The sequence below is a fragment of the Frankia sp. AiPa1 genome, from assembly GCF_023243075.1.
Lineage (GTDB): Bacteria > Actinomycetota > Actinomycetes > Frankiales > Frankiaceae > Frankia.
The window spans coordinates 1-19498 of the sequence record NZ_JALKFZ020000121.1 but is presented as its reverse complement, the minus strand read 5'-3'; the positions used below and the strand labels follow the sequence as shown (position 1 = coordinate 19498).

General features: G+C 71.7%; 14 protein-coding genes. 4 read left to right on the top strand and 10 right to left on the bottom strand.

Going from position 1 to position 19498, the window contains the following annotated elements; translation table 11 throughout:
• Nucleotides 1–173 precede the first annotated feature (173 nt).
• Both glnA (MXD95_RS10140) and MXD95_RS10135 read left to right on the top strand, forming a co-directional pair.
• A complete protein-coding gene (gene glnA / locus MXD95_RS10140; protein WP_250640313.1) occupies nucleotides 174–1532 on the top strand; it encodes a type I glutamate--ammonia ligase in 1359 nt (452 codons plus the stop codon).
• Nucleotides 1529–4678: a bifunctional [glutamine synthetase] adenylyltransferase/[glutamine synthetase]-adenylyl-L-tyrosine phosphorylase gene (locus MXD95_RS10135; RefSeq protein WP_250640312.1), complete on the top strand. Its 3150-nt coding sequence runs from the start codon at nucleotides 1529–1531 to the stop codon at nucleotides 4676–4678. Before glnA (MXD95_RS10140) ends, MXD95_RS10135 begins: the two co-directional genes overlap by 4 nt.
• Before the next feature lie 325 nt (nucleotides 4679–5003).
• Here MXD95_RS10135 and glnII read toward each other — a convergent pair whose 3' ends face one another.
• Together glnII and glnA (MXD95_RS10125) are read right to left on the bottom strand one after the other, a co-directional pair.
• A complete protein-coding gene (glnII, locus tag MXD95_RS10130; protein ID WP_250640311.1) occupies nucleotides 5004–6071 on the bottom strand; it encodes a glutamine synthetase GlnII in 1068 nt (355 codons plus the stop codon).
• Nucleotides 6072–6372: 301 nt separating this feature from the next.
• On the bottom strand, nucleotides 6373–7797 hold the full coding sequence (glnA, locus tag MXD95_RS10125; protein WP_250640310.1) for a type I glutamate--ammonia ligase: 1425 nt from the start codon (nucleotides 7795–7797) through the stop codon (nucleotides 6373–6375).
• 181 nt (nucleotides 7798–7978) lie between these two features.
• On the opposite strand from glnA (MXD95_RS10125), the gene MXD95_RS10120 reads away from it, so the two are divergent.
• The gene (locus tag MXD95_RS10120; protein ID WP_250640309.1) at nucleotides 7979–8452 is read left to right on the top strand and encodes an RDD family protein; all 474 of its coding nucleotides are present in this window, start codon (nucleotides 7979–7981) and stop codon (nucleotides 8450–8452) included.
• 467 nt (nucleotides 8453–8919) lie between these two features.
• On the opposite strand, the gene MXD95_RS10115 is transcribed toward MXD95_RS10120, so the two are convergent.
• From MXD95_RS10115 to MXD95_RS10095, 5 genes are all read right to left on the bottom strand, one after another.
• Nucleotides 8920–9792 (bottom strand): DUF4191 domain-containing protein, encoded by an 873-nt coding sequence (locus MXD95_RS10115; protein WP_250640308.1) that lies wholly within the window; start codon nucleotides 9790–9792, stop codon nucleotides 8920–8922.
• A gap of 121 nt (nucleotides 9793–9913) precedes the next feature.
• Entirely contained in the window at nucleotides 9914–10477 is a 564-nt protein-coding gene (locus MXD95_RS10110) for a hypothetical protein (RefSeq protein ID WP_250640307.1), read from the bottom strand.
• Nucleotides 10478–10587: 110 nt separating this feature from the next.
• A complete protein-coding gene (gene lipA, locus MXD95_RS10105; protein ID WP_250640306.1) occupies nucleotides 10588–11571 on the bottom strand; it encodes a lipoyl synthase in 984 nt (327 codons plus the stop codon).
• Nucleotides 11568–12314, bottom strand: coding sequence for a lipoyl(octanoyl) transferase LipB (gene lipB, locus MXD95_RS10100; protein WP_250640305.1), 747 nt, complete (start codon nucleotides 12312–12314; stop codon nucleotides 11568–11570). The genes lipA and lipB overlap by 4 nt, the downstream gene beginning before the upstream one ends.
• A gap of 81 nt (nucleotides 12315–12395) precedes the next feature.
• Nucleotides 12396–13139 carry a Type 1 glutamine amidotransferase-like domain-containing protein gene (locus tag MXD95_RS10095; RefSeq protein ID WP_250640304.1) on the bottom strand — a complete coding sequence of 248 codons (744 nt, stop codon included), beginning with the start codon at nucleotides 13137–13139 and terminating at the stop codon, nucleotides 12396–12398.
• A gap of 205 nt (nucleotides 13140–13344) precedes the next feature.
• Between MXD95_RS10095 and MXD95_RS10090 the strand changes: the two genes are divergently transcribed.
• Nucleotides 13345–15192 carry a serine/threonine-protein kinase gene (locus MXD95_RS10090; RefSeq protein ID WP_250640303.1) on the top strand — a complete coding sequence of 616 codons (1848 nt, stop codon included), beginning with the start codon at nucleotides 13345–13347 and terminating at the stop codon, nucleotides 15190–15192.
• A gap of 42 nt (nucleotides 15193–15234) precedes the next feature.
• Here MXD95_RS10090 and MXD95_RS10085 read toward each other — a convergent pair whose 3' ends face one another.
• The 3 genes from MXD95_RS10085 to lpdA form a co-directional block, all read right to left on the bottom strand.
• Entirely contained in the window at nucleotides 15235–16146 is a 912-nt protein-coding gene (locus MXD95_RS10085) for a TIGR01777 family oxidoreductase (protein ID WP_250640302.1), read from the bottom strand.
• A gap of 103 nt (nucleotides 16147–16249) precedes the next feature.
• Nucleotides 16250–17707 carry a 2-oxoglutarate dehydrogenase, E2 component, dihydrolipoamide succinyltransferase gene (gene sucB, locus MXD95_RS10080; protein ID WP_250640301.1) on the bottom strand — a complete coding sequence of 486 codons (1458 nt, stop codon included), beginning with the start codon at nucleotides 17705–17707 and terminating at the stop codon, nucleotides 16250–16252.
• A 220-nt stretch (nucleotides 17708–17927) separates the two neighbouring features.
• Nucleotides 17928–19310 carry a dihydrolipoyl dehydrogenase gene (gene lpdA / locus MXD95_RS10075; RefSeq protein ID WP_250640300.1) on the bottom strand — a complete coding sequence of 461 codons (1383 nt, stop codon included), beginning with the start codon at nucleotides 19308–19310 and terminating at the stop codon, nucleotides 17928–17930.
• Nucleotides 19311–19498: the final 188 nt, after the last annotated feature.

The following is a 19498-nucleotide window of genomic DNA, read 5'->3' as shown; positions in this document are numbered from 1 at the left end:
TGACGAGTGCCTGACCAGCTGGGCGGTGACGCTTTGTGGGCGGTGGTGTTGCCAGCGTGCAACATCACGGCAGCCGGGGTGGGGGATCGCTATGGTCGGGTGAGGACGTGAGGGGGCCCGTTCAGGCCGGAGGGGCCCGTATCGTCGAGTCCTCACCTCAGTGTGGAGGCGCCATGGACAAACAGCAGGAGTTCGTGCTGCGGACTCTCGAGGAGCGGGACATCCGCTTCGTGCGGCTCTGGTTCACCGATGTGCTGGGGTACCTGAAGTCCGTCGAGATCTCCCCGGCCGAGCTCGAGGGGGCGCTGGCCGAGGGCATCGGGTTCGACGGCTCGGCCATCGAGGGCTTCGCCCGCGTGCACGAGGCGGACATGCTGGCCCGACCGGACCCGTCCACGTTCCAGGTGCTGCCGTGGCGAGGGGAGCATCCGCTGACCGCGCGGATGTTCTGCGACCTGGTGATGCCGGATGGGACGGCGGCTGCCACCGACTCCCGCTGGGTGCTGCGGCGCACCCTGGCCCGGGCGGCTGACGCCGGGTTCACCTTCTACACCCATCCGGAGATCGAGTTCTTCCTGCTCAAGGAGCCGCCCAAGCGCGGCGGCCCGATGCCGCCACCGGTCGACGAGTCGGGCTACTTCGACCTGACCCCGAACGACATCAGCCACGACTTCCGCCAGCAGGCGATCAGCATGCTGGAGCGGCTCGGCATCTCGGTGGAGTTCAGTCACCACGAGGTGGCTCCCGGGCAGCAGGAGATCGACCTGCGCTACGCCGACGCGCTCACCATCGCGGACAACATCATGACGTTCCGCCAGGTGGTGAAGGAGGTGGCGCTGCGGCAGGGAATCTACGCCACCTTCATGCCCAAGCCGTTCGGCGACCAGGCGGGTTCAGGCATGCACACCCACCTGAGCCTGTTCGAGGGCGACCGCAACGCCTTCCACGACCCGACCGACGAGTACCAGCTGTCCAAGGTCGCGAAGTCGTTCATCGCGGGACTGCTCACCCACGCGTCAGAGATCACGGCCGTCACGAACCAGTGGGTGAACTCGTACAAGCGGCTGATCGGGGATCAGCGGGCCGGCGAGGTACTGGAGGCGCCCGCGTACGTCTGCTGGGGGCACAACAACCGGTCCGCCCTGGTCCGGGTCCCGCTGTACAAACTGCACAAGTCGCAGGCCACCCGAGTCGAGTTCCGGCTGCCGGACAGCGCCTGCAACCCGTACCTGACCTTCGCGCTGGTGCTCGCCGCCGGGCTGCGGGGTATCCAGGGCGGCTACGACCTGCCGGCGCCGGCCGCCGACGACGTCTGGACGCTGACCGAGGTGCAGCGTCGCGAGCGGGGGATCTCCGCCCTTCCCGGCTCGCTGGCCGACGCGATCACGGTGATGGAGGGGTCGTCGCTGGTGCGGGAGACCCTCGGAGACGAGCTGTTCGAGTTCTTTCTGCGGAACAAGCGGGCCGAGTGGCAGGACTACCGGCGGCAGGTCACACCGTTCGAGATCGACCGGTACCTGCCTGTCCTGTGACACCGCAGCGGCCCGGCCCGGCGGCTGTCGATCACGCTCGGGGCAGGTCGATCGCCGCCCAGCTCGCGCGACTCGGCTTCACCGACGTCGACCGGGTGGCGGCCGCGATGGGGCGCCTCGCGCTGCTGCCCGCGGGCGCGTCGGCGGTCGTCGTCCATCCCGTGGCGGCGGCGCTGGCCGCGTCGGCCGATCCGGACCTGGCGCTGGCGGCGCTTGAGCGGGTGGTCGACGCGCTCGGTCCGCAGGCCGGACCGCGTCTGCTGTCGACGTTGGCGGACCACCCCGGCCTACGGGAACGGCTGTGCGCGGTGCTGGGGGCCAGCCGCGCGCTGGGAGATCACCTGGCTCGCCATCCGGGCGACTGGCAGGTACTGGCCCCCGACGCGCTGGCGTCCGTGCGCCCGGATCCGGCCCAGATGCGGGCGACGCTGCTGGGGGAGGTCGGCGCCGACCCGACCGAGGCGTCGCCCCGGGCCGCCGGGGACGGGCCGGAGATTCTCGACGCGCTGCGGGTGGCCTACCGTCGTGAGCTGCTCACCGTCGCCGCCCGGGATCTGACCGGGGCCGTTGCTCTGGACGACGCCACCGCCGAGCTCGCCGACCTTGCCGGAGCCGCGCTCGACGCGGCCCTCGCGATCGCCCGCGCGGGTCTGCCGGCGAACCTGCCGCCCGTGCGGCTGGCTGTGATCGGCCTGGGCAAGTGTGGCGGCCGGGAACTCAACTACGTCAGCGACGTCGACGTCCTGTTCGTCGCCGCGCCGCCCGAGGCGGGCACGGAGGCCGATGCGCAGGCTGGTGCCGACGGGCAGGGCGATGCTGGGGCGGCGGCCGGCGTCGGCGTCGGCGTCGGCGTCGGGGTCGGGGTCGGGGTCGACGCGATGCTGCGGTCGGCGACGCGGCTGGCCGAGGGCCTGGTCCGGGCCGCTGGGCTGGTGACCTCCGCGGGAGCACTGTTCCAGGTAGACGCGAACCTGCGGCCCGAGGGACGGGACGGCGCCTTGGTGCGCACCCTGGACAGCCATGTGGCCTACTACCACCGCTGGGCGCGGACCTGGGAGTTCCAGGCGCTGCTCAAGGCCCGGCCGATCGCCGGCGACCTGGGCCTCGGCGCGGAGTTCTGCGCGAGGGTGGCCCCGTTGGTGTGGACCGCGTCGTCCCGGCCGAACTTCGTCGCCGACGTGCGGGCCATGCGGCGACGGGTCGAGTCGACGTTGCCGCGAGGGGAGGCGCAACGCAATCTCAAGCTGGGCCCGGGTGGCCTGCGCGATGTGGAGTTCGCGGTGCAGCTGCTCCAGCTGGTCCACGGCCGGGCCGACCCGAAGCTGCGGGAGAACGCGACGCTGGCCGCGCTCGACGGTCTCGCCCGCGGTGGGTACGTCGGGCGCCGCGACGCCGCCGCTCTCGCCGAGGCCTACCGCTTCCTGCGCAACGCCGAGCATCGACTGCAGCTGCGCAGCCTGCGGCGGGTGCACTGCCTGCCCCGAGAGCAGTCCGAGCTGCGCTGGCTCGCCCGCTCGATGGGTATGCGGACCGCCGACGAGTTCGAGGCCGCCCGGGCCCGGATCGTGCACACCGTCCGGTCCCTGCACGAGCGGTTGTTCTACCAGCCGTTGCTGGAGGCGGTCGCCCGGCTGTCCACCGAGGAGATCAGGCTCTCGCACGCCGAGGCGGCGCACTGGCTCACCGCCCTGGGCTTCGCCGCGCCGGAACGCTCGCTGCGGCACATCGAGGCGCTGACCAGGGGGGTCAGCCGGACCGCGGCGATCCAGCGGCATCTGCTGCCCACGCTGCTGCCGACCTTCGCCGACGCGCCGACGCCGGACGCGGGGCTGCTGGCCTACCGTAAGGTCAGCGAGGCACTCGGCCGGGTGCCCTGGTATCTGCGGCTGCTGCGGGATTCCGTCGGCGCCGCCGACCGGCTGGCCCGGGTGCTCGCGACCAGCCCCTACGTGGCCGAGCTGATGGCGGGGGCGCCGGAGTCGGTGCGGCTGCTGCGCACCGAGGCCGATCTGGTGCCGGTGCCCCGCGAGGTACTCTCGCGCACGCTGCTGGCCATCGTGCACCGCAACCCGGACTGGGCGGACGCCGTGGGCCGGGCCCGGGCGGTGCGCCGCGTCGAGCTGGTCCGAGTCGCCTGTGCCGACCTGCTCGGGCTGCTCGATGTCGCCGCGGTCGGGAGGGCGCTCAGCGACGCCGCGGCGGCGACGATCGCGGCGAGTCTGCTCGTGGCGCAGCGCCGCGTCGCCGGCGGCGACCCCGACCGTCTGCCCGCGCGAATCGCCGTCATCGCGATGGGTCGGCTCGGCGGGGACGAGATGTCCTACTCCAGCGACGCCGACGTGGTGATCGTCCACGAGGCCCGCGCCGGGGAGACCGAGCAGGTGGCGGCCCGGGCGGCTGCGGACGTTGTCGGCGAACTACATCGGCTGCTGGCCCTGCCCGGACCGGATCCGGCGCTGCGGCTGGACACGGCCCTGCGGCCGGAGGGCCGCAGCGGCCCGGTCTCGCGCACCCTCGACGGATATGAGTCCTACTATCGGCGATGGTCGAGGGACTGGGAGTCACAGGCTCTGTTGCGAGCCCGGCCGTTGGCCGGTGATCCGGATCTTGCCTACCGGTTCTGCCGGCTCATCGACTCCGTGCGCTATCCCTACACCCTGCCGGCCACCGCGCTGGCCGAAATCGTGCGGCTGCGCGGCCGGATGCGGCGGGAGCGGGTACCCCGCGGAGTCGACCCGGGCCGGCACCTGAAGTTCGGCCCCGGTGGCCTCATCGACGTGGAGTGGACGGTGCAGATCCTGCAGCTGCGCCATGCCCGGCAACTGCCGTCGCTGCGGACCACCTCGACCCTCGCCGGGCTGCGCGCCGCGGTCATCGCCGGACTGCTGGGGGAGGGGGACGCCGGCGATCTGCAGGCCGCCTGGCTGTCCGCGTCCCGCATCCGCGGTGCGGGCACGCTCGCCGGTCGACGCGACCCCGATCTCATCCCGACCGACCCGCAGGAGGCCGAGCGGACGGCGCGGGCCGCCGGGTGGGCGGCAGGTGGCGCCGCGGAACTGTTCGTCGAGCACGGGCGCCTGGCTCGGCGTGCCGAACAGGTGGTGGAGACCATCTTCGCCCGCGAGGAGACCGCGGACTTCGGCTGAGCTTCGCTCTCGTCCCTTCTGACTCGTCTGTGCCTCGTTCGAGACTTGGGCTGAGTGCGCCCTGTGCGCCCCGGCCACGGTTCGGCCGCGTCTCGACGAAGCACATACGCCGGAAGGCCGGGCCTTCCGGCTGTCGCCTCACGTCGCGGTTCGCACCGTCGCGCAGCCGCGGAGTATGTGCGGAGAAACCGGGGCGTACGCGCTCCCCCGCACGACCGCCCCGGCTGTGCTGCTGTGCTGCGTGCCGTTTCTGTCCGGTCCCACCATTGCCATGTTTCGCTGTTCCGCGGCCGGGCGGACGAGCCGGCTTCGGGCCGGCAGGCCGTCAGACGCTGGCGGTGACGCCGGTGACCACAGGGGTGCCCTGCTCCGGTACGAACAGGGTCGGCTTGTCGCCGGCCAGCGCGCTGCAGCAGGTGTCGATCATCAGGGCGGACACCAGGTACGGGTCCATGTTGGCGTTCGGACGACGGTCCTCCAGCCAGCCCTTCTTCGCCTTCTCCACGGCCCACGGGATGCGGACCGACGCGCCGCGGTCGGAGGCGCCCCAGGAGAACTTGTCCCAGGGGGCGGTCTCGTGCTTGCCGGTCAGCCGGTCCTGGATGCCCGTCCCGTAGTGGGTGACGTGCTCCAGGACCCGGGTGCCGAGCGCCTCGCAGCAGGCGACGATGGCATCCCAGCCGGCCATCGTCTGCTTGGTGGAGAAGTTGGTGTGCGCGCCGGCACCGTTCCAGTCGCCGGCGATCGGCTTGGCCTCGAACGACACCTCGACGCCGTAGTCCTCGGCGATGCGGTGCAGCAGCCAGCGGCCCAGCCAGATCTGGTCGGCGATCGCGGGCGCGGGGAGAACGCCGATCTGGAACTCCCACTGGCCCATCATGACCTCGGCATTGGTGCCCTCGATCGCGAGCCCGGCGTCGAGGCAGGCCTGGGTGTGCCGCTCGACGATCTCGCGGCCCGGCATCTTCGAACCGCCGACGCCGCAGTAGTACGGACCCTGCGGCGCGGGGTAGCCGACCTCGGGCCAGCCGTAGGGACGGCCGTCCTTGAAGAAGGTGTACTCCTGCTCGATGCCGAAGCTCGGCGACATGTCGGCGTACTTCTCGGCCACGGTGCGGCTGAACGCCCGGGTGTTGGTCGGGTGCGGCGTGAAGTCGGTCAGCTCGACCTCACACAGCACCAGCTGGTTGTCGCCGCCCCGGAGTGGGTCGGGCGTGACGAAGACGGGACGCAGCACGCAGTCCGAGTTCGATCCCGGCGCCTGGTTGGTGCTTGAGCCGTCGAAGCCCCAGATTTCCGGCTCCTTGCCGTCCTTGACGATGCGGGTCTTGCTACGCATCAGCGGGTCGGGCTCGGTGCCGTCGATCCAGATGTACTCGGCCTGATAACTCACTCAACTACTCCCCGCTGTTGGTCCTGTACGTCACGGTGCGACTGTGTGGTCGGCCAGGGGGAGGCCGACCCAGGCCGCGATGACGGGAGGGTTCGGTCGGAGCCTCGTCGGGCCCTGTTACCTTACCGTTCCATGATTGTTAATTCTTCATCTCTCGTAGGTGACTGTCGTCCTTGCCGCCGGCCGGGTGACAGGGTGTCAGATCCGCCCGCCCGGCCCGTGTGCCGCGCCGATGTCCGGCAATTTTCCACCGGTCGGAACAGCCACCCGCCGCGAAACATTCAGCCGTCGGATCACCGGCTCAGATGTCGTAGTACAGGGTGAACTCGTAGGGGTGCGGCCGAAGCCGGATCGCGTCCACCTCGTTGCGGCGTTTGTAGTCTAGCCAGGTCTCGATCAGATCGGTCGTGAACACGTCACCTTCGCGTAGGAACTCGTGGTCCGCCTCGAGGGCGTCGAGTACCTTTTCCAGCGAGCCGGGCACCTGCGGGACGGCGGCGAGCTCATCCGGGGGCAGTTCGTAGAGGTCCTTGTCGATCGGGTCCGGCGGGTCGATCTTGTTCCGGATTCCATCCAGGCCGGCCATGAGCATCGCGGCAAAGGCAAGGTAGGGATTGCAGCTCGGATCCGGGACGCGGAACTCCACCCGCTTGGCCTTCGGTGAGTCGCCGCCGAGCGGGATGCGACAGCAGGCGGACCGGTTACGCGCCGAGTAGACCAGGTTCACCGGTGCCTCGTAGCCGGGAACCAGACGCCGGTAGGAGTTCGTCGTCGGGTTGGTGAACGCGAGCAGCGCCGGGGCGTGGTGCAGCAGGCCGCCGATGTAGTGGCGCGCGAGGTCTGACAGGCCACCGTAGCCGTTGGCGCTGTAGAACAGCGGATCGCCGTCCTTCCACAGGCTTGAGTGCACGTGCATGCCGGACCCGTTGTCCTCGAACAGCGGCTTGGGCATGAAGGTGACGGTCTTGCCCCGGCTGCGGGCCACGTTGCGGATGACGTACTTGTAGAGCATCAGGTTGTCGGCGGTCTTCAGGAGCGTGTCGTAGCGAATGTCGATCTCGGCCTGACCCGCGGTGCCGACCTCGTGGTGCTGCATCTCGACGGTGATGCCGGTCTGGTAGAGCACCCTGGTCATCTCGGAGCGCAGATCGGTGAAGTGGTCGGTCGGTGGCACCGGGAAATAGCCGCCCTTGAACCTCGGCTTGTAGCCGAGGTTGCCACCCTCCTCCTTGCGCGCGGTGTTCCAGGCCGCCTCGACCGAGTCGACCTGGTGCATCGAGCCATACGGGTTGTAGTCGTACCGGACGTCGTCGAAGATGTAGAACTCCGCCTCCGGCCCAAAGTAGGCCGTGTCGGCGATCCCGGTGCCGCGCAGGTAGGTCTCCGCCTTCTTGGCGATGTTGCGCGGGTCGCGCGAGTACTGCTCCTTGGTGATCGGGTCGTGGATGAAGAACGTCATGGCCAGGGTCTTATGCTCGCGGAACGGGTCGACGAAGGCGGTCTGCGGGTCCGGGAGCAGCAGCATGTCGGATTCGTGGATGGCCTGGAAACCGCGGATGGAAGAACCGTCGAACATCAGGCCGTCGGTGAAGACAGACTCCGCGAAAACCTGGGTCGGAATCGTAAAGTGTTGCATGATCCCGGGCAGGTCGCAGAACCGTACGTCGATGAACTGTACCTTCTCGTCGCGGATATAGCGGAGCACGTCCTCGGCGTTGGTGAACATTCGTCCTCGAGTCTCCCGTCACGCTTCCCGGTCTGCACATCGCGGCATGTCCAGATGTCTTTCGTCATGCCCGGGCAGACACATGACATCACAAAGTCGTTTCGCCGATGTTACGGGAAGGGACTTTATCACTCTTGGTGACCCGTTGGGTGCAGGTCTTCGGGGCGCATAGGCTTGCGTCGTGGGACGAGCACTTGGTGGCTGGCTTGAGGGCCCTGGCATGCCGCGTGACCAGCCGCCGGGCGTGCGGTTGGGGCTGCCCGAGCACGGCCGGGGCTCGGTGGTGGGCCTCGGCCCGCGCCTGGCCGCGTACCTCATCGACGCGATCGCCGCGAATCTGATCGTCGGCGTGCTCTACCTCGTCGGACTGCGCTTCTCGGCCGACGTCCGGGGCTTGGCGATCTATGTGGTTTTTCTGCTCGAGGAATTCATCCTGGTCAGCGCCGCCGGGCAGACGATCGGGATGCGGCTGCTGGGCCTGCGGGTGATCCGGCTGCGGGACCGGGCGAGTCAGTCCTGGCCGTGGATCGCCCTGCGCACCCTGCTGCTGGCGCTGCTCGTACCGGTCCTGATCTGGGACCGCGACCTGCGTGGCACGCATGACCGGGCCGCCGGCACCGTGGTGGTGCGCGACCCGGTCGGCGCTGACCAGTAAGCCGCCATCGTCGGCCGCCGACGCCTGTCGGGCCCGACCATCGCCGGGTTTCGGACCCACCGTCGGGCTCGGACCGTCGTCGGGCTCGGACCGTCGTCGGGCTCGGACCGTCGTCGGGCTCGGACCACGTCCGACGTCCTCGGCGGCAAGCGCACCATCCGGCGTACCGAGTGGCTGGTGGCAGGTGGTGCACGCGGGGCTGCGCCGTCACCGTCAGCTCCGACCAGTCACAGCCAGGCCCCCTCCCCGCCGCCGCCCTCCCCGCCGCCGCGCGTGACGACCGGACCAGCGCTTCTATCTCTCGATGTCGCTTCTACAGGGTTACGAAGGTGCAAATCGGACGAAAAACCCGGTAGAAGCGACATCGCCGCGCATCAGCAGCGCCACCACCCCCGAAAGCGACCACGGACGGTGAGATGGCCGGGGTGACGGCGGGTCCCGTGGGCTGGAGATCGAGGAGAGGCGACCTAGCGGGGGCGTCCGCCGCGCGGGATGTTGCGCGGGATCGGGCCTTTGGGGATGGGCAGGGCAGCACCACCCATGGCGCGTAGCCTGCGGTCGAGGGCATCCACCTCGCCGCGGCGCAGTGCGCGGCGCATCCGCATGAGGGTGCTCTGAAGCTTCGGCAACGGCGTCTCGCCCTCGCCGGTACCGACGATGATGTCGGTGATGGGGGTGTCGCCCACCACCTTGCGGATGCGGCGTTTCTCGGCGGCGAGCAGTTCCCGAGGCCCGCGGCCGCGGCCCTCGGCGATGATCACCACTCCGGCCCGGGACACCACCCGGTGCACCACATCCTGGTTACGGTTGATGCCGACCGCGGGTGTGATCCGCCAGTCGCCCCGCATACGTTCGACGACTCCGGCGGCGGCGCCCGGTTTGCCCTCCATCTCGGCGTAGGCGGTGCGCTGGACCCGACGGCTGAACAGGTTCAGGGCGACGACGACGCCGAGCAGGAGGCCGATCGGGATCCAGACATACAGCGGGCCGACAAACAGGCCGAGGACGATGCCGAGGGCGAGCGGAAGACCGAGTCCGGCAAGGGTGATCCACAGGACCTGTGGGTCGCGCTTGCGTGTCATCGCGAACACGAGCCGTAGCTGGGACAGTCGGGCACGGAAACCCGTGCCCTGTGCTGCCGATGGTGCCGCCGCGCCGCGACCACTCGTCTTCGCCGCGGCTGCGCCGCGATCGGCCGTGGACCGCCCGGCCCTGTCGTCGCCACCGCCTCGACCGGAGGCGCCGCCCCGGCCTGTCCCGTTCTTTCCGCCCGATCCCGCGGGCGTGCTCTTCTGCGGTGCCGCGGGGGCGGAGTCCCGTGGCTGCTTCCTCAGTGCCATGACCGCGAGCCTACGGCCTACGACCTCGTCCCATCAGCGCCGCCATCACGAGGCGATCAGCAGCCTCCGCCGCGTGACCATCACCGCTGGGTGATCAGGACGGTGGTCACCGACCGGTTGGTCAGCTACGCGCGATCGCGGCGGGGAACAGGACGCGGGCGCCGGAACGTCGGCCGCCGCGTCGGGTCGAACGGGCCGCGTGGGCCGCGGGCGGCAAGCCCGCGGGCGCGAAGAGATCGCTGACCGCGCATGCGCCCTCGGCGAGGGCCGGCTCGACCAGCGCCCGTTCAGCGGGCACCCGTGCCCGCGCACCATCAGTCCGGGACACGTCATCAGTCCGGGACACGTCGTCAGCCCGAGGCGCCAAAGCCCGGGAGCCGAGGTCAGCCCGGGGCACGTCAGCCCGTCGGCGGTCAGCGGCCGAGGGGACGTCGGCGAGCGGGGGACCGGGCGCGGGGCGCTGCGGGGTGACCGCGACGGGTTCGAGCCATCGATAACTCCGGATGCCCTGCAGGTCGGCGGCGGCTCGCCAGGCGTTGCGCCGGGCAGTCTTCTGGCCGCCGTGCGGCAGCACGAGCAGGGTGGCCTCTTCAAGGACGCTGAGCAGTGAACGGAGCACGACGGGAACGACCTCCCGGGCACGGTCGTAGGCACGGGTGGAAGGAGCGACGCGGGGCGAGAACATTCGGCCGCGAACACAGACCCATCGCGACCTGGAGTGAGCTCATTGGTGACCTGGGGTGAACCTGTGGTGCCACCCTAACCCCCGTCCGGGGGTGGCCACCAGGCTCACCATCACTGCGTGTGAGAAGTCACGGGTTTGCTCGGGGGAAATTCGGACATCCGGTCAGGATCTTCGCCACGTGCGGTGATGGCCTGCTGATACAGCCGGCCGGCCCGGTAGGAGGAGCGGACCAGTGGGCCGGACATCACCCCGGCGAACCCGAGCTCGGCGCCGGCCTGCTCCCAGCGGAGGAACTCCTCGGGGCGCACCCAGCGCTCCACCGGATGATGCCGCGGGGTGGGTCGCAGGTACTGGGTGACAGTGAGCAGCTCGCATCCGGCGTCGTGCAGGTCCCGCATCGCCGCGTGCACCTCGTCGGGCGTCTCGCCGAGGCCCAGGATGAGGTTCGACTTGGTCACCAGCCCCGCCGCGCGAGCCTGGCGCAGCACGTCGAGCGAACGCTCGTAACGGAATGCCGGGCGGATGCGCCGGAAGATCCGCGGTACGGTCTCGAGGTTGTGCGCGAGCACCTCGGGCTCGGCGGCGAAGACCTCGCCGAGCTGGTCGGGCCGGGCGCCGAAGTCCGGAATCAGCACCTCGACCCCGGTCTCGGGGGAGAGCTCGTGGATCTTGCGGACCGTCTCGGCATAGAGCCAGGCGCCGCCATCGGTGAGGTCATCGCGGGCAACCCCGGTGACGGTGGCGTAACGCAGGCCCATGGTGCGCACGGACTCGGCGACCCGCCGTGGCTCGTCGGCGTCCAGCGGGGTGGGACGGCCCGAGTCGATCTGGCAGAAGTCACACCGCCGGGTGCACACGTCCCCGCCGATCAGGAACGTCGCCTCCCGGTCCTCCCAGCATTCGTAGATGTTCGGGCAGCCCGCCTCCTCGCACACCGTGTGCAGCCCGGCGCCCCGCACGAGGCCCTTGAGGTCCTGGTACTCGGGGCCGGTGCGCATCCGGGTGCGGATCCACGGGGGCTTGCGCTCGATCGGGGTCCGCGCGTTGCGGACCTCCAGGCGCAGCAGTGAACGGCCCTCCGGCGCGACGGTCATCCCACCAGCTCCTCGGGTCGGCCAGTCGGTTCCCGCCGTGGACCGGTGGACCGGCCGGGTTGTCCGCCACGGACGGGGGAATCCGCCGACTCGACCTGGGCGGTGACGCGGTCCCCGAGATGACGCCCACCGAGATATCGGCCGAGCACGGCGACGGTGTGCCGCTCCAGCACCGGACGGGCATCGGCGACGGTCACGGGCCGGCCGAGCTCGGCGGACAGGCTCGTCACCCCGGCGTCGGCGATCCCGCAGGGCACGATCTGGCCGAAGCCGTCCGGCTTGGTCAGGCAGTTCAGGGCGTAACCATGGGTGGTGACGGCGCGGCGCACCCGTACACCGATCGCGGCGATCTTGCGCTGGCCATCCGCGGTCCAGACGCCGCTGCGGCCCTCGACCCGGCGGGTCCGCAGGCCGAACTCGGCGCAGGTATCGATCAGCGCCTGCTCCAGGGCACGGACGTAGGCCACCACATCGAGCGGGCGAGGCAGTTTCAGGATCGGATAGCCGACGATCTGGCCGGGGCCGTGCCAGGTGATGCGACCGCCCCGGTCGACATCGATCACCTCGGTGCCGTCCAGCGGCCGCTCGAAGGGCTGGGTGCGCCGGCCCGCCGTGTAGACGCTGGGATGTTCGACCAGGATGAGGGTGTCGTCCACCTCGTCGGCCACGCGGGCCTCGGCGAGGGAGCGCTGCAGGTCCCACGCCTCGCGGTAGGGGACCACGGCCAGCCTGAGCACGTCCACCCCAAAAGCGTACGCCCCGCCCGTCGGCTGTCCGGACTGCGCGCGGGGTGTGCTCCGTCGCGGCGGGAACGTACGATCTCGCTACTGGGAATCACCCTTGGACGCCCCTGCCAGCAGCCTGGGCTCGACCGGGGTCTCGACCACGCCGCCGTCCGGTCCAGGCTCGACCCGCCAGGCACGGGCGTTGGGCCGGTCGGCCACCGCCTCCACCAGCTCGGTCCCCTGAAAGTGCAGCCCGACGCCGTCGTCGGTGGCCCAGCCGGCGGGAAGCGTGCCGTCGGCGACGAGCCGCTGGTAGAGCGGACGCCGGCCCGGCTCGGAGTCGTAGTGCGGAGTGTTGCTGAACGGCAGCAGGCCCAGCCCGTTCGTCACCGGACGCAGGTCCGGGCCGAACGAGTCGGTGGTGCCACCGACATGCCAGCACAGCGACCCGGCGGACACCCCACCAAGGACGACGCCGGCCTGCCACGCCTCGCGCAGGATCTCGCCGAGCCCGTGCGCCCGCCAGACCGCCAGCAGGTTCGCGACGCTTCCGCCGCCGACCCACACCACGTCCTGGGCCAGCACATGGGCCCGGATGTCCGGGATGTTCGGCATCGGGAACAGGGCCAGATGGGACAGCCGCACGTCCGGGCGGTCCCGGTTGAACGCCGCGTAGCCCCGGGCGTAGGCGGCCTGGTCGTCACCGAGGGCGGTCTGCAACAGGCAGACCCGCGGGCGCGGCCCAGCACCCGACAGGGTGAGGGCGTGGGTGAGGACGGGGCCGACCCGCGCGCCGTAGCGGCCGTCGGGGACGAAACCGGCGCTGGTGGCGAGGATCTGCACGGCGCATCGCTTTCTGGTCGTCGGCTGGTCGTCGGCGCGGGCTGCGTGGACAACCGGCCAGGAGATCGTAAAAAGTTATCCACAACTGGTCGAGAAGCCTGCTGCCCCGCCGGTTTTGAGCCTAGCGTCGCTACTTGTGACCTTCTCGGACGATCCCGCGGGCAGGCCGGCCCGGCGAGCCGGCGGCACACCCGATGTGCCAGGCGTGAGTGTGCGCTCACGCCTGCGGGACGCCGGTGCCGGTGAGCTGTGGGCCGGGCAGATCGAGCAGTCCGGCGCCGAGTGCGTCGTGCGGCGGGTGCGCCTGGCGCCCGACCCGGTGTTGCGCTCGGCAGCTCTCGCTGCGGCGCAGGGGCTCACCGGGTTCAGCCATCCCCATCTGGTCCCGGTGATCATGGCGCTGCCGACGTCCGATGGTCTGGCCCTGATCACCGGGCCGGTCAGCGGGGCGGTCAGCCTCGCCCGGCTGCTCTCGGCCCGCGGTGCGCTCGACCCCGGCGAGGTGGTGACCGTCGGTCTGCCGATCGCGCAGGCGCTGGGAGCCGCACACGCCGCCGGCATCGTCCACGGCCGGCTCGCCCGCGAGGACATCCTGCTCGAGCCGACCGGTCGACCGGTGCTCGTGGGGCTGGGAGTCGCAGGTCTGGCCGACCCCGGGCGGACCGCGCCCATGTCGCCCGCGGTCGCCACGGTGGCCGCGGGCGATGTGTACGACCTGGCGACGATGCTGCTCGAGTCGATGCGCGAGGCCACCGGGCCGGACGCGGCCGCGGTGGCGGTGGCTCTGGCCACGGCGATGGTCGACGATGCCCACCGGCGGCCGAGCGCCGACGATGTGGCCGCGGCGCTCGCCCGGAGCGCGACACCGCTGCCCGTCCGGCTCGATCTGCCCGATCTCCCCGCCGCGGTGCCCTCCGGTCAGGGCTCCTCGGCTCCGGCACAGACCGGGGGTCCGGTCACCGAGACCGCACCGAGCGAGCCGCCGGCCACCGGGCGGCGCTCGGCCCGCCAGCCGTCCCGGCCGGTGCCGCCGGATGTGGCGCAGGACGGGGACGCACGACCGCGGCTGTTGGGCGGCGCCCGCCTCGGCCAGGGGGGTGACGGCACCCGCGGGGGCGAGGGCGCCGGGCGGGGAGAGTCCGGGCGACCGGGCCGGGGAGCCACCGGCGCCACCGCCGTGGCGGCCGGGGAACTGCTCGACTCGTTGCCGCCGCCACCGCGGCGCTCAACGCCGACGCGCCGTGCGGCGCGGGCGAGTGGCCACGGCCCCGCGGCAGCGGCCCGCGACCGCCGGGCCGCCGGCGGTGTCGAGGAGTCGGAATCGGGGCCGTCCGCGGGGCCGTCGGCGACCGACGCGGGGCCGGGGCGCGGTTCAGCCGGATCCGCGCCCCGGCCAGGCGGGTCCTCCGGCTCGGCCCGCAGGCCGCGGCGCGAGGGAGCACCGAAACGAGGCTGGTTGCTCCCGGCGACCGCCGGCGTGGGGCTGTTCGTCGCCGTCGTGGCCGCGGTGCTGTTGCTGACCAACCCCTCCGACGATGGCGGTCCGGCGCGGTCCGCGTCACCCGCTTCCGGGCGGCCATCGGCCTCCGCCGCCGCGGGAGCCGCCCAGGCGACGTCCGCGCCCGCGGGCCAGCCGACGGCCTCCCCGGTCGCCGGGCAGTCTCCCGAGCAGGTCTGGCGCGGTGTCCTCGGTGGGCTCAACGCGGCCCGCAGCCGGGCGTTCGAACAGGGCAAGGAGGTGCTGCTGGCGGACTCGGACGTGCCTGGCAGCCAGGCCTACAACAGCGACGTGCAGCTGATCCGCACGATCGTCGGCCGTGGCGCGCACTCCTCGCCGCTGCGGACCGAGATCCTCGCGCTGCAGGTGCGGTCCAGCAGTTCAGGGCAGACCCTCCTGCGGGTCACCGACCGGCTGGAAAGCTACGACTTCCTCGATGCCGGCGGACAGGTCATCGGCCACCAGGACGCGAAGGCGCCGGTCCAGCGCGACCTCGTACTCCAGCACACCACGGTGGGCTGGCGGGTGTCGCAGTCGCTCAACGTCGTCAACTGACCAGAGACGTCTGACCAGGAGCAGCAGGTCATGGTCACCTGGTCAGGATCGACTGGTCAGGATCGACCGCAGTGCGCCGTCGATGTCGTTGTGGGCGAAGCGGAAACCCGCGGTGGTCAGGACGGTCGGCGCCAGACGCTGGGAGGCCAGCACTCCCTCGTCGGCGAACTCGCCGAGTGCCAGGCGTAGGGCGGCCCGGGGTACCGCGGCGAACGCTGGCCGGTGCAGTGCGCCAGCCAGTGCGGAGGTGAACCGGGCGTTGGTCACTGGTTCGGGGGCCACCAGATTGACCGGGCCCGACACCGGCTGGGTGGCGAGCAGGAAGCGAACCGCCCCGACATGGTCGGGCAGCGCGATCCAGCTCAGCCACTGCCGGCCCGACCCGAGCCGTCCGCCGAGTCCAAGGCGGAACAGCGGCAGTTGGCGGGCAAGCACCCCACCGTCGGGCGCGAGCACGATTCCGGTGCGCAGCGTGCAGACTCGGATCCCCGCCTCCCGGGCCGGCTGGGCGGCGGCCTCCCAGTCCTCGACCAGACGGGCGAGAAACCCGTCCCCGGCCGGCGCCGACTCGTCGAGCGGGCCCGTGGCGGCGCCGGCGTCGATGCCATACCAGCCGATCGCGCTGCCGGAAAGCAGCACCCGTGGCCGCGGGTCGAGTCCGGCGAGCGTCCGGGCCAGCAGTTCGGTGCCGGCGATCCGGCTGTCCCGCAGCGTGCGCCGGTAGGAGGCCGTCCACCGGTGGTCGCCGACGCCGGCGCCAGCGAGGTGCACCGCGGCGTCGACACCGGCCAGCGCCGCCGGGTCCAGCCGGCCGGCCGCCGGATCCCACGCGATCTCGCCGCCGGCGCGGGGCGGGCGCCGCACCAGGACGTTCACCTCATGCCCGTCGGCGCGCAGGGCGGGCACGAGCGCCGAGCCGATCAGACCGGAAGCCCCGGTCACCACGATGCGCATGGCGACCATCGTGGCCGGTCTCCGTCCCCGACGCGAGACGGCCGACCGGCCACGACCTGCCGTAGGCGCGGACCGGCGCCAGTGCCGCCGAAGGTCAGCGCGGTCAGAGGCCCAGGTCGGCCTCGAAGGCGCCCTCCTCGAGCCGCCGCTTGATGAATGTCAGGAAGCGGGCGGCGTCCGCGCCATCGACGATGCGGTGGTCGTAGGTGAGCGACAGGTAGACCGTCGACCGCACCGCGATGATCTCGCCGAGGTCGGGGTCGTCGATGACCGCCGGCTTCTTGGTCACGATTCCAGTGCCGAGGATGCCGACCTGCGGCTGGTTGATGATCGGCGTGTCGAACAGGGCGCCGCGGCTGCCGGTGTTCGTCAGGGTGAACGTTCCGCCGCCCAGCTCGTCGGGGGAGATCTTGTTGGAGCGGGTGCGACTGGCCAGATCATCGATCTTGCGGGCCAGGCCGGTCAGGTTCAGGTCACCGCCGTGGTGAATGACCGGCACGACGAGACCGCGCTCGGAATCCACGGCGATGCCGAGATTCTCCTCGCCGTGGTAGGTGACGGTTCCCGCGTCGACGTCGATGCTGGCGTTGAGCTGTGGGAACTCGCGCAGCGCCTCGCAGGTCGCGAGCGCGAAGAAGGGCAGGAACGACAACTTGAGCCCCTCGCGGGACTGGAAGCCGCCCTTCGCCCGGTCGCGCAGCTTCGCGATACGGGTGACGTCCGCCTCGACGACAGTGGTCAGCTGGGCGCTGATCTGCAGCGACTCGACCATCCGCCGGGCGACCAGGGCCCGCAGCCGGGACAGCTTCTCCGTGCGGCCACGGACAGGCGCCGGGACGGCAGACGCCGCGGGTGCGGCGGCAGCTGGCGCGGCCGCGGCCGGGGCGATCGGTGCCGGGGCGGTCGGGGCAGCCGTCGCGGCCGGTGCCGGTGCCGGTGCGGCGGCGGGTGCGGGTGCGGGTGCCGCACCGCCTGCGCGGGCGGCATCCTGAATGTCCTGCTTGGTGATCCGCCCACCCGGGCCGGTGCCGGACACGTCGGCGAGGTCGATGCCGAACTCTGCTGCCATCTTGCGGACGAGCGGAGTGACGTAGCGCCCGATGCCACCGTCACCGTTCGCGGTGGCGGCCGGTGCCGGAGCACTCGATGCCTGGGCGGGCACCGGCTCCGGGGCACGGACCGGCGCGGCGGCCGGCGTGGGCGGCGGGGTGGGTGCGGGCGGCGGCGCTGCGGCGGCGGGCTTCGCCGGCTCGGGCTCGGGCTCCGGCTCGGGTGCGGCGGGCGTCGCGGCCTCGGCGGCGGGCGCGGCACTGCCGCCGCCGGAGCCGTCGTCGATGACCGCGAGCTCGACGCCGACCTCGACGGTCTCGTCCTCGGCGACCTTGATCGAGCTGATGACACCGGACGCGGGGGCGGGGATCTCGGTGTCGACCTTGTCCGTGCTGACCTCGAGGAGCGGTTCGTCGGCCTCGACGCGCTCGCCCTCCTGCTTCAGCCAACGGGTGACGGTTCCCTCGGAGACACTCTCCCCGAGCCGGGGCATCGTGACAGATACAGACATGCTGGAACGACTCCTTCGTCGCATCCGGCATGTACCGCGAGAGCGGCCGGCCGGAGGCGTTTGATGCTATGGCGTTGCCTGCTGGGGCGGATTGAACTGGGCATTACATGCTGAAGGCGGTTTCCCGCCGCGGGCGTTACCTGCGGTGCGGTGCGAGTGCGGTGCGGCGTGGCACGTTATGCGCGGCCATGGCCGTCCGCGGGGAGCGGTCGTCGCCGGCCTAGCCGTGGACGTGCAACGGCTTTCCGGCCAGTGCCAGATGGGCCTCGCCGAGCGCCTCCGACAGCGTGGGGTGCGGGTGGATGAGCTGGGCGACCTCTGCGGGATAGGCCTCCCAGTTCGTGATGAGCTCCGCCTCGGCGATCAGCTCGCCGACCCGGTCGCCGACCATGTGGACGCCGACCACGGGACCATCGGGCAGCGCCACCAGGGTGACGGCCCCGGCGGTGCGCAGGATCTGCGCCTTGCCGTTACCGGCAAGGTTGTATGTGTAGGTACGGATCTCGCCGTGGCGTTCCCGCGCCGCTGCCGCCGTGAGCCCCACCGAGGCGACCTCGGGGTGGGAGTAGGTGACGCGGGGGATGTTGTCGTGGTCCACCGGGACGGGGCGCTGCCCCGCGAGGCGCTCGGCCACATAGATGCCCTCGGCGAAGCCGACGTGGGCGAGCTGCAGACCTGGGCGCAGGTCGCCCAGCGCCGAGATGGTCGGGATGTTCGTACGCAGGTCCCGGTCGACCAGAACGTAACCACGGTCGGTGGCGACGCCGACGTCCTCGTAGCCGAGGCCCGCCGACACCGGCCCGCGGCCCACCGAGACGAGCAGCAACTCGGCGTCGATCGTCGTGCCGCTCTCCAGCGACACCGTCACCCCGTGATCGGTCGTCTTCACTCCGGCGAATCGGGCGCCGAGCTCCAGCGCGATGCCGCGCTTGCGAAACGCCCGTTCCAGCAGCCGGGAGCTGGACTCGTCCTCAAGGGGAACCAGGTGCGCCAGCGCCTCGACGATCGTCACCTCGGCTCCGTACGAACGCCACACCGAGGCGAACTCGCAGCCGATCGCCCCGGCGCCGAGCACGACGACGGACTGCGGCACGCGGTCGATCGTCAGGGCGTCGTCGCTGGTGATGACCCGCTCGTGGTCGATCTCCAGCCCGGGCAGCGTCTTTGGCTGCGAGCCGGTGGCGAGCAGCACATGCCGTCCGGAGATCACCCGGTCGCCGACGGCGACCGCGGTCGGCGACACCAGCCGCCCGAAACCCTCGACGACCTCGATGCCGCGCGAGCGCACCAGGCCGGTCAGCCCCTTGAACAGGCCCGCGACGACCGAGTCCTTGTAGGAGTGGACCTTCGCCATGTCGATGCCGTCGAAGGTCGAGCGGATACCGAAGGACTCGCTGTCGTTGATGTTGTCGACGATCTCCGCCGAGTGCAGCAGCGCCTTGGTCGGGATGCATCCTCGGTGCAGGCAGGTGCCGCCGAGCTTGTCCTTCTCGATCAGAACTACGCTCAGGCCGAGTTCGGCGGCGCGCAGCGCGGCGGCGTACCCGCCGCTGCCACCGCCGAGGACGACCAGGTCGACGGGGCCGGCCGCTGAGTCCGCCACGCCTTTGGTCCCTTCTCGTCGCGTTCACGTCACCGCGCGGTGGTTCAGCCGCGCGGCGCTGGGCTGCGCGGAGATCCGCGCGCTGGGGGGGGGGGGGGGGCGGCCGCGGGGCGCCCCCCCCCCCCCCGCCCCCGCCGCCCCCGCCCCCCCCCCCCCCCCGCCGCCCCGGCGGCGCCCGCCACAACCCA

What these genes read in the sequence shown, in the direction of transcription:
- lipA (WP_250640306.1), bottom strand. Translation starts at nt 11,571, where the DNA reads ATGACCGTCGCGCCGGAGGGCCGTTCACTGCTGCGCCTGGAGGTCCGC.
- glnA (WP_250640313.1), top strand. Translation starts at nt 174, where the DNA reads ATGGACAAACAGCAGGAGTTCGTGCTGCGGACTCTCGAGGAGCGGGAC.
- MXD95_RS10115 (WP_250640308.1), bottom strand. Translation starts at nt 9,792, where the DNA reads ATGGCACTGAGGAAGCAGCCACGGGACTCCGCCCCCGCGGCACCGCAG.
- MXD95_RS10085 (WP_250640302.1), bottom strand. Translation starts at nt 16,146, where the DNA reads ATGCGCATCGTGGTGACCGGGGCTTCCGGTCTGATCGGCTCGGCGCTC.
- glnA (WP_250640310.1), bottom strand. Translation starts at nt 7,797, where the DNA reads ATGTTCACCAACGCCGAGGACGTGCTCCGCTATATCCGCGACGAGAAG.
- sucB (WP_250640301.1), bottom strand. Translation starts at nt 17,707, where the DNA reads ATGTCTGTATCTGTCACGATGCCCCGGCTCGGGGAGAGTGTCTCCGAG.
- MXD95_RS10110 (WP_250640307.1), bottom strand. Translation starts at nt 10,477, where the DNA reads ATGTTCTCGCCCCGCGTCGCTCCTTCCACCCGTGCCTACGACCGTGCC.